An 8,364-nucleotide genomic window follows, 5' to 3' on the forward strand; every position below is an offset into this window, starting at 1 on the left:
AAGCCACCCCCCCCCACCCCTCCCCTCCCCCCCCCCCCCCCCCCCCCCCCCCCCCCCCCCCCCCCCCCTCCTCCCCCCCCCCGCCCCTTCCCCCCCCCCCCCCCCCCCCGGGCCCCGGGGTGTGTCGCGGGGCTCTTAGGCTGGAGGGACGGGACGATCCGGACGGCAGTCGACGGGAAGCGGAAGTGAGCAGGGTGAGCGAGCAGGGGCAGGCGCGGGAGCCGGGGCAGGGGCAGGGGCAGGGACAGGGACAGGGTGAGCAGCAGGGGCGGGAGGAGCGGCCGGCGGCGCCGAAGGCCCGGCTGGTCTTCCGGGACCCGCTGGACCAGCAGTCCCGGGACGACACCGACACCGGCTGGGGTGAGCGCCCCGGGGCGGGGGAGAGCGGTGGGCGGGGGCTGGACTGGTACCTGAGCCAGCGCCCGCCGCACCACGGGGACTGAGGAGCGGTGCTCAGCGCTGCGGGGCGATCAGCGCGTCGCGGATCTCGGTGAGCAGTTGGACCTCCTTGGCCTCGGCCTCCGCCGCCGTCTCGGCGGTGCTCTTCCGCCTGGCGGCCAGCCTGTTCATGGGCACGATCAGGACGAAGTAGACGACGGCCGCCGTGATCAGGAACTGCAGCAGGGCGCTGAGCACCGATCCCCACAGGATGAGGATCCCGGACGTGACCTCGCCGGTGGCGTTCAGCTCGCAGGGGCCCTTGAGGCAGGAACTGTAGGACGCCAGGTCCTTCGTTCCGAAGACGCCGACGATCGGATTGATGACGCCCTTGACGAAGGCGTTGACGATGTTGGTGAAGGCCGCGCCGATGACGACGGCGACGGCGAATTCGACGACGTTTCCACGCAGCAGGAATTGCTTGAAGCCTTTCATGCCGCCGTGAACGACGAAGTCGTTGCCCGGTCACGGGTGATCTTCCGTTGGGCCGGATTGACAACCCGTCCGGCCCACCGGGCCGCCCGGCGGCGCCGGCAGCCCGGCCCGCGCGGGCCCGACCGCGAGCGCCGCGGCCACCGCGAGCAGCACCAGCGCGGGCACCCCGGCCCGGTGCCGTACGGCGTGCCGCCAGCGGTGCCACCCGCCGGCCCCGCGCCGGATCGGCGGGAAGCGCGGTACCTCCCGCCGGGGCGGTACGGCGGGTGCGGGCAGCGGTACGGAGAGGCTCATGGTCGTCATGGTCACCACCGAGGTCGTGGGGGCCGCTCCTGTGCGGACCGGTCGTTCTCCGGCGACCCCTACGATGTGCGCCGCGTGCCGCCCCGGAAAGCCCTTATCCGCAGCCTGTGGACAACTCGGGCCCTGTGGACGAATTCGTACACCCGCACGAGTGCATCCGGCCCGCCCGGGATGACGAACCGGGGCGACGAGTGGTGACGGCGAACCGGGACGACGAAGGCCCGCCGCCCCGCGAAGAACGCGGGGTGGCGGGCCTTGTCGATGCGCTGGGCGTCCGGCGCCGAGGTCAGCTCGCGGCCGGAGCCGGGCTGGAGGAGCTGGAAGAGCTCGAAGAACCGGAGGACGAGGACGTCGATGACGTCGAGGACGACGCCGGGGTCGAGCCGGACGACGACGCCGAGGAGCTACCGGAGGAGCCTGCGCCCACCGTGCTGCTGGAGGACGAGCGGCTGTCGGTGCGGTAGAAGCCCGAGCCCTTGAACACGACGCCCACGGCCGAGAAGACCTTGCGGAGCCGTCCCTGGCAGTCGGGGCACGTGGTCAGCGCCTCGTCGGTGAACTTCTGCACCGCCTCCAGGCCGTTGCCGCACTCGGTGCACTGGTACTGGTACGTGGGCACTTGTCTTCCTCCTGGCACTCTCGCCTGATGAGTGCTAACGATGGTCAATGATGCGGCATTCCGCTGGATCAGTCCAGCGACTCCGATGTGAGATGAGCCGTGGCCGAGCCGCGCACGCTCTTCCACCGCGGCTCCGCGCCGCCCCCACCGCGCGCCGCCCACGGCTTCGCGCGGTGCGCCACCGCGTGCCCGCTCAGCCCTTGGCCGCGCCCACCAGCTGCGGCGCGGCGCCGCGCTCCGGTGCGGCCGCGACCACCTGGCCCGGCGCGGTCAGCAGGTGCCGCAGCGACACCAGCGCGATCAGGCCCAGGCCGGCGCCGGCCACCGGCACCAGGAACCCGCTGGACGGCCCGTGGCCGTCGATCAGCTGCCCGGCGATCATCTGGCCGACCGCCAGGCCGAGGCCGATGGCGCCGGTCAGCCAGGTGAACGCCTCGGTCTTGGCGCCGTCCGCGACGAGCGTCTCGACCAGGGTGTAGCCGCTGATCAGGGTCGGCGCGATGGCCAGGCCGCAGACCAGTCCGGCGACGGCGAGCGCGATCAGGTTGGGCATCGCCCACAGCGTCGAGCAGCCCAGCACGAGCAGGGCGTAGCTCATGATCATCCGCTGCTGCACGGCCCGCCGCCAGGCGATCACGCCGTACAGCACGCCGGCCACCATCGAGCCGCCGGCGAAGATCCCGTACACGGTGCCGGCGGCGGCGTGCTGCCCGACCGAGTCGGCGAAGGCGTTCACCGAGACCTGCATGCCGCCGAACACGGCGCCCACCCCGAGGAAGGCCCCGGCCAGCAGCCGGACGCCGGGGGAGGCGAGTGCGGAGGCGCGCCGCACGCCGGGCTGGGGCACCGCCCGGGCGGGCGCGGTGCGCCGCTGGGCGGCGAAGGCCAGGCCGCCGACGAGGGTCAGCGTGGCCTCGGCGATCAGCCCGGCCGAGGGGCTGACCGTGGTGGCGACGGCGGTGGCCAGGATCGGGCCGATCACGAAGGTGAACTCGTCCGTCACGGACTCGAAGGCGAACGCGGTGCCCACCTTGGCCGCGGACGAGGCGGACGCGCCGTCCGCGGTGAACTCGGCGATCCAGCGGGACCGGACCATGGCGCCGATCTGCGGAACGCTCGCGCCGGCCGGGACGGCGGCCAGGAACAGGCTCCAGGCCGGTGCGTGGCCGAGCGACAGCGCGATCAGCGCGCCGACCGAGGCCGCGTGCACCACGACGGTCGGGACGAGGACGGCGGTCTGGCCGTACCGGTCGGCGAGCCGGCCGGTCTGCGGGCCGATCAGGGCCTGGGCGACGGCGGCGACGGCCGCGACGGTGCTCGCGGTGCCGTACGAGCCGTGGGTGTCCTTGACGAGCAGCAGGATGCCCATGCTGAGCATCGCGTACGGCAGCCGCGCGAGGAACGCCGGTGCCAGGAACGTCCAGGCGCCGGGCGTGCGCAGCAGCGCGCCGTACCCGACCCGCACGGGGGCGGGGGCGCCGGCGGCATCGGCGGTGCCGTCGGCAGGGGTGGCGTTGGCGGTGTCACGCGGGGTCGCGCTGTCCGCGGGGTCGTCGACCGTTCGGCGGGCCGTCACGGTCGGTCCTTCCTGCTGCCTGGTAGCGCGGCAGGGCATGGGGTGGCCCCGACGGCGCCGAGAGTCGTCCTCTCGCGCGTCGACCGGGGTAGATACCGGGCCGGCCCGGTGTGGTGGCCGAGGTCCGGACCGCGGCCGCCGAACGGTCGCGCCAACTCTGCTTCAGGCAGATGCTGGGTGTGATCTGACCATCATACATATACGCGCGTAGATGTCGCGCTGATCCCCAGACTACAAGGCCCGTCCAAAATTGTCCTGCCCATCGAAGGTGAACAGCTGGTGAGGCCTTCCGGTCTTCCGGCCTTCCGGTCGCCACCCGCCGCCCACCCTCCCGGCTCAGCGCCCGACGGCGGGTCTCAGCGCCCGACGGCGGGTCTCACCGCCCGTTCAGCCACCCCGCGAGCTTGCCGCCCTTGTCCACGGCCCGCAGCCGCCGCTCGGCCGCCTCGCCGACCTCGTCGGTGGTGACCACCAGCAGCTCGTCCCCGCCGCGCAGCACCGTCGCCTTGTCCGGCACGAAGGAGCTGCCCTCCCGCACCACCAGGGTGACGGCGGCCCCCTTGGGCAGCCGCAGCTCGCTGACCTCCACGCCGGACATCCGGGAGCCGGGGGAGAGCGCGACCGACAGCAGGTGCCCGTGCAGCTTCTCCAGCGGGGCGGACTCGATGTCCAGGTCCTGGCCCATCGAGCCCTCGCCGATCCGCAGCTGCTTGGCCACCCAGGGCAGGGTCGGGCCCTGGAGCAGGGTGAAGACGACGACCAGGATGAAGACGATGTTGAAGACGTCCTGGGCCTTCGGCGCGCCCGACACCAGCGGGATGGTCGCCAGCACGATGGGCACCGCCCCGCGCAGCCCGGCCCAGCTGAGCAGCGCCTGCTCCCGGCCCGGCACCTTGAACGGGGTCAGCGTCAGCACCACGGACAGCGGCCGGGCCAGGAAGACCAGCACGCCGCCGATCACCAGCGCGGGGACCACCGCGGAGCCCATGGTCTCGGGCGTGCAGAGCAGGCCGAGCAGCACGAACATGCCGATCTGCCCGATCCAGGCCAGGCCGTCGGCGAAGCCCCGGACGGCCGGGCCGTGCGGCAGCTTGGCGTTGCCGAGGATCACCGCGCAGATGTAGACGGCGAGGAAGCCGGAGCCGTGCAGCAGCGCGCCGCCCGCGTAGGCGAGCACGGTCAGCGCCATCACCGCGATCGGGTACAGGCCGGAGGAGGGCAGCGCGACGTGCTTGATCCCGTACGCGCCGAGCTTGCCGACCGCGAAGCCGACCGCCGCGCCGATCGCCAGCTCGGCGATGATCGTGCCGACCAGGACGTACCAGGAGTCCAGCTCGCCGGTGGTGGCGAAGGCGACGACCAGGATGACCACGGGCGCGTCGTTGAAGCCGGACTCGGCCTCCAGCAGGCCGGTGAGCCGGTGCGGCAGCGGGACCATGCGCAGGACGGAGAAGACGGCGGCGGCGTCGGTGGAGGAGACGATCGCGCCGAGCAGCATCGAGGTCCGCCAGTCCAGGCCGACCAGCCAGTGCGCGCCGGCCGCGGTGACGAACACGCTGACCCCGACGCCGACGGTGGCGAGCACGGTGGCGGCCGGCATCACGGGTCTGACCTCGCGCCAGCTGGTCTTGAGGCCGCCCTCGGCGAGGATCACCACGAGCGCCGCGTAGCCGAGCACCTGGGTCAGCTCGGCGTTGTTGAAGGAGACGCCGATGCCGTTCTGGCCCAGGGCGACGCCGATCCCGAGGTAGATCAGCAGGCTCGGTAGCCCTGAGCGGGTGGATATCCGCACGGCGACCACCGCGACCAGCAGGATCACGGAGAACTCGAGGAGGAGCTGGTTCAGGTGGTCGATGTTCACGCAGTGGCACCTCGTGCAGGCAGGGGCGGGCGGGGTGTCTGGTGGTGCTGGAGGGCGCGACCCGTTAAGAAGGCGTCAATGCTCCTGTTGCGGATCGTTACTCAGTCTAACATTTTGCCATATCTTTAGTTTCTTTTCCTCCTCGGGCCCCCAACCGCCGCTTCCGGGCCTCCTCGTTGACCTCCTCCGATCCCACGGTGAGCGTCCCCCGTGCACGCCGCTCGGCCGACTCGGCCTAATGTGGTGCCCTGTCACGGCCCCCGGCCCTGGACACGCCCGCCCGCCCCGAAGTCAGGACCGCAAGGACCCAGATGCCCCGCTCGAAGAAGTTCCGGCGCGCCCGTCTGATCGTGATCGTGCTGGTCGTGCTGCTGGTGGCCGGCGTCGGCTACGGCGGCTACCGCGGGGTCACCGCGGTCCGCGCGTCCTTCCCGGAGGTCGACGGCACCGTCAAGGTGGCGGGCATGAGCGCGCCGGTCGACGTCAAGCGGGACGCCAACGGCATCCCGCAGCTCTACGCCGACACCAACGAGGACCTCTTCCGCGCCCAGGGCTACGTCCAGGCGCAGGACCGCTTCTGGGAGATGGACGTCCGGCGGCACATCACCGCCGGCCGGCTGTCCGAGATGTTCGGCGACGGCCAGGTCGACACCGACGCCTTCATCCGGACCATGGGCTGGCGGCAGGTGGCGCAGAAGGAGTTCGACACCAAGCTGTCGGCCGACACCAAGAAGAACCTCCAGGCCTACGCGGACGGCGTGAACGCCTGGCTCGCCGAGCACCCCGGCGGCGAGAAGGCCTCTCTGGAGTACGCCCTGCTCGGCGCCGTCAACGGCGACTACCAGCCCGAGCAGTGGAGCCCGGTCGACTCGGTGGCCTGGCTCAAGGCGATGGCCTGGAACCTCTCCGGGAACCTCCAGGAGGAGATCGACCGCTCGCTGCTGGCCCAGGACTTCGGTCCGGACAAGATCGCCGAGCTGTACCCCGACTACCCGTACACCCGCAACGGCACGATCGTGAAGACCGGCACGGTGGCCGGCGACAACTACCGCCCCGCCGACGGCTCGCCCCCGTCCGGCGGCGGCACCGCCACCACCCAGGGCGCGGCCACCACCAAGGCGCTGCTCCAGGGCCTCACCGACCGGATCGACGGCATGCCGCAGCTGCTCGGCCGCCCCGGCCAGGGCATCGGCTCCAACTCCTGGGTCGTCGCCGGCACCCACACCACCACCGGCAAGCCGCTGCTGGCCAACGACCCGCACCTCGGCCCCGGCCTGCCCTCGGTCTGGTACCAGATGGGCCTGCACTGCCGCACCAGCTCGCCGGCCTGCCAGTACGACGTCTCCGGCTTCAGCTTCGCCGGCATGCCCGGCGTGATCATCGGCCACAACAAGGACGTCGCCTGGGGCTTCACCAACCTCGGCGCCGACGTGACCGACCTCTACCTGGAGAAGGTCACCGGCCCGGACACCTACCAGGTCGACGGCAAGGACGTGAAGTTCGACCTCCGCAAGGAGACCATCAAGGTCGCCGGCGGCGACGACCGCACGATCACCGTCCGCACCACCCAGACCGGCGCCCCGCTCATCTCCGACCAGAGCACCGAGCAGCAGAACGTCGGCAAGTACGCCCCCAACGGCAGCGCCGCCCCCGACCGCGGCACCGGCGGCTACGGCGTCGCCCTGCAGTGGACGGCGCTGAACCCCGGCAAGACCATGGACGCGGTGTTCGAGCTGGACCGGGCCCGCAACTGGGACGAGTTCCGGGCCGCCGCCAAGGACTTCGCCGTCCCCGCGCAGAACCTGGTCTACGCCGACGCCAAGCACATCGGCTACCAGGCCCCCGGCGACATCCCGGTCCGCGGCAAGGGCGACGGCACCTACCCGGCCCCGGGCTGGGACTCCACGTACCAGTGGAAGGGCTCGATCCCCTTCACCGCCCTGCCGTACAGCCTGGACCCGTCCGCGGGCTACATCGTCACCGCGAACCAGGCCGTGGTGGACCCGAGCTACAAGTACTCGCTCACCAAGGACTGGGAGTACGGCACCCGGGCCAAGGAGATCACCGACCAGATCGAGGGCCTACTCAAGAACAACGGCAAGATCTCGCCGGACGACATGCAGACCATGCAGCTGGACAACACCAGCATCATGGCCAAGACGCTCGTCCCGCTGCTGCTCAAGCAGCAGATCGACGACCCGTACGTGCGCGAGGCGCAGGACCTGCTGAAGGACTGGAACTACCACCAGGACGCCGACTCGGCCGCCGCCGCCTACTACAACGGCGTCTGGCGCCAGCTGCTCAGCCTCGCCTTCGGCCAGAAGTTCCCGGCCGACCTGCGGGCCAAGGGCAACTGCCTGCTGGTCCGCCAGCAGGACGACCCGACCAGGCCGGACAGCTCCAGCAAGATCGTCACCGAGTGCGGCACCCGCGACCCGGGCAAGGCCCAGCCGGACGGCGGCGACCGCTGGACCGAGGTGGTCCGGCAGCAGCTGGACAAGCCGGACAGCTCCTGGTGGACGTACATCGACTCCCAGCACAAGGAGCAGAAGGGCCTGGACAACCTGCTCAAGGAGGCGATGAAGGACGCCCGGCAGGACCTCACCTCGCTGCTCAGCAAGGACATCTCCACCTGGAGCTGGGGCCGCCTGCACAAGCTGACCCTGCGCGAGCAGACCCTCGGCACCGACGACTCCTCGATCGCCTCCGGCGCGGTCCACCGGCTGCTCAACCGCGGCCCGTACCGGCTCTCCGGCGGCTCGGCGGCCGTCGACGCGGCCGGCTGGAACGCGGCGGCCGGCTACCAGGTGGACTGGATCCCGTCGATGCGGATGGTGATCGACCTGAGTGACCTCGACTCCTCGCGGTGGATCAACGTCGGCGGCGCCTCCGGCCACGCCTTCCACGACAACTACAACGACCAGACCGACCTCTGGCTCAAGGGCAAGCTGCTGACCTGGGCCTACACGCCGGACGCGGTCGAGAAGGCCACCAAGCACAAGCTGGTGCTCACCAACGGCTGACCCCGCACGACCCCGGGGGGGGGGGGGGGGGGGGGGGGGGGGGGGGGGGGGGGGGGGGGGGGAGGAGGGAGGGAGGGACGGGGGGGGGGGGGGGGGGGGGGAGAAAGGG

Annotated in this window: 7 protein-coding genes; 2 read left to right on the plus strand and 5 right to left on the minus strand. The window is 71.9% G+C overall.

Annotated elements, in window-relative coordinates; translation table 11 throughout:
- Positions 1 to 185 precede the first annotated feature (185 nt).
- The gene (locus tag AC07BF_RS37175) at positions 186 to 443 is read left to right on the plus strand and encodes a hypothetical protein (RefSeq protein ID WP_478334556.1); all 258 of its coding nucleotides are present in this window, start codon (positions 186 to 188) and stop codon (positions 441 to 443) included.
- Between the two features lie 10 nt (positions 444 to 453).
- Here the strand turns inward: AC07BF_RS37175 and mscL are convergent, their stop codons facing one another.
- The 5 genes from mscL to AC07BF_RS37200 all read right to left on the minus strand — a co-directional run bounded on the left by mscL (position 454) and on the right by AC07BF_RS37200 (position 5,232).
- On the minus strand, positions 454 to 873 hold the full coding sequence (gene mscL / locus AC07BF_RS37180; protein ID WP_363585360.1) for a large conductance mechanosensitive channel protein MscL: 420 nt from the start codon (positions 871 to 873) through the stop codon (positions 454 to 456).
- A gap of 30 nt (positions 874 to 903) precedes the next feature.
- Positions 904 to 1,167, minus strand: a complete 264-nt coding sequence (locus AC07BF_RS37185; RefSeq protein ID WP_363630137.1) for a hypothetical protein — start codon at positions 1,165 to 1,167, stop codon at positions 904 to 906.
- 295 nt (positions 1,168 to 1,462) lie between these two features.
- A complete protein-coding gene (locus tag AC07BF_RS37190; protein ID WP_350877692.1) occupies positions 1,463 to 1,795 on the minus strand; it encodes an FmdB family zinc ribbon protein in 333 nt (110 codons plus the stop codon).
- Positions 1,796 to 1,988: 193 nt separating this feature from the next.
- Positions 1,989 to 3,260, minus strand: a complete 1,272-nt coding sequence (locus AC07BF_RS37195; RefSeq protein WP_363630189.1) for an MFS transporter — start codon at positions 3,258 to 3,260, stop codon at positions 1,989 to 1,991.
- Between the two features lie 487 nt (positions 3,261 to 3,747).
- A complete protein-coding gene (locus AC07BF_RS37200) occupies positions 3,748 to 5,232 on the minus strand; it encodes a potassium/proton antiporter (protein WP_363585358.1) in 1,485 nt (494 codons plus the stop codon).
- 311 nt (positions 5,233 to 5,543) lie between these two features.
- On the opposite strand from AC07BF_RS37200, the gene AC07BF_RS37205 reads away from it, so the two are divergent.
- Positions 5,544 to 8,255 carry a penicillin acylase family protein gene (locus AC07BF_RS37205; RefSeq protein WP_363585357.1) on the plus strand — a complete coding sequence of 904 codons (2,712 nt, stop codon included), beginning with the start codon at positions 5,544 to 5,546 and terminating at the stop codon, positions 8,253 to 8,255.
- The last annotated feature ends 109 nt before the right edge of the window (positions 8,256 to 8,364 follow it).

Source organism: Kitasatospora sp. NPDC043950 (genome assembly GCF_056435345.1).